This is a genomic window from Sphingobium sp. ba1 (genome assembly GCF_000743655.1).
Lineage (GTDB): Bacteria > Pseudomonadota > Alphaproteobacteria > Sphingomonadales > Sphingomonadaceae > Sphingobium.
Map to the genome: position 1 here is coordinate 1 of NZ_JPPQ01000050.1, position 1305 is coordinate 1305.

2 protein-coding genes are annotated in these 1305 nt (G+C 57.2%); one reads left to right on the plus strand and one right to left on the minus strand.

The genetic code is table 11. The features are described 5' to 3' along the window. The first annotated feature begins 115 nt into the window (after window positions 1–115). Window positions 116–610: a hypothetical protein gene (locus IL54_RS02660; RefSeq protein ID WP_017184784.1), complete on the plus strand. Its 495-nt coding sequence runs from the start codon at window positions 116–118 to the stop codon at window positions 608–610. Between the two features lie 38 nt (window positions 611–648). Here IL54_RS02660 and IL54_RS02665 read toward each other — a convergent pair. Beyond that, the coding region (locus tag IL54_RS02665; protein WP_443210208.1) for a lytic transglycosylase domain-containing protein at window positions 649–1305 on the minus strand (657 nt) is incomplete at its 5' end.

Sequence of the window (1305 nt, forward strand, 5' to 3'; positions counted from 1 at the left end):
GACAAATCTGGTCGAAACCACGCTTGCATTGGCTTTTCTGCTATGATTGTCTTCCCCATCCGAACGGCATTGGGGGATCGATATGACATCTCTTGCCAAGTTAGGGGCGTAAGTTGTGGAGCTCGCCCAAGGCGACGAGCTGCAGAGGGACTATGTGCCTCTGATCCTGCGGGCGATGGCTTGCAAGAAAGCAACTCAACGCAAACTCGCCCACCTGACCGGTATCAGCAAATCGAGGCTGGGCGTTTTGCTGCACAGCAAGCCCGAAAAACGCGTCACCATGACGCTTCCTGAATTTGAAACAATATTGCACGCGCTCGGCATGAATCTAGTGCACGCATATGTGTGCCTGAAAACCTTCAAAGGTCTCGATGAATATTATCAGAAATGTTATTCGACGGCTGTCTTCATGCTCTGCGACATATGCGTGCGCGCGCCTGAGCGAATGATTGATGTGCTCGAGGAATTGGGTGGCTTCGATGGAACCGAGATCAGGCTGGCCTGGAGCCCGTCGCTCCAAAACGCATTGATCAAGAAGGTGACCGAGGAGGTCCAAGCTATTCATGAGCGCAGAAATCGCCTCACCCATGGCGACGATTTCGACCTCTAGCCGAACTGTTCGTGGACATGGATCAGCAAACCATGCGGCTAGAATGTCGAGACGGACGCCTTCCTTCCGATTGTTGGGCGCAGCTGCGTGTTAGGGCCGGCTGTCGTCGAAATGATTGTCGCCTGGCGCCCGATCCCGCTCAATCGCGACCAGTTGAGCAGAACATTGTCCACATAGGCTTGCGTTTCAGGGATCTGCGGGACCAGGCCATTCCGAATCCGCCCCGGTCCTGCATTGTAGGCGGCGAGCGCGAGATGATAGTGGCCGAAACGGTCGAGCTGCTGGCGCAGATATTTCGCGCCCCCGCGCAGGTTCTCATTGATGCTGTAACGGTTGACGCCCAGTGCAACTGCCGTGTCGGGCATCAACTGTGTGAGCCCGAATGCGTTCTTGCGCGAGAAAGCGTCGGGCCGATACCGGCTTTCCCGGATGATCATGGCATCGAACAGGCCAACCGGAATGCCATATTGGCATGCGATGTTGCTCATCATGTCGTAGTAACTAGCCCGGCGCATCTCGGCATCGGACGTCAGAAATCCGGTCGGCCGGTAACCCGGCGAAGAGCAGCCAGGCACATAATGATAAGCCGCCGACGCGAACATGGCGCCGCCTCGCATCCAGAGCGGGACAGGCACGCTGGATGCAGGCGGGAGCTGTGCTTCGACCGCCATCGCGCCCAACTGCGCGACGCCCAC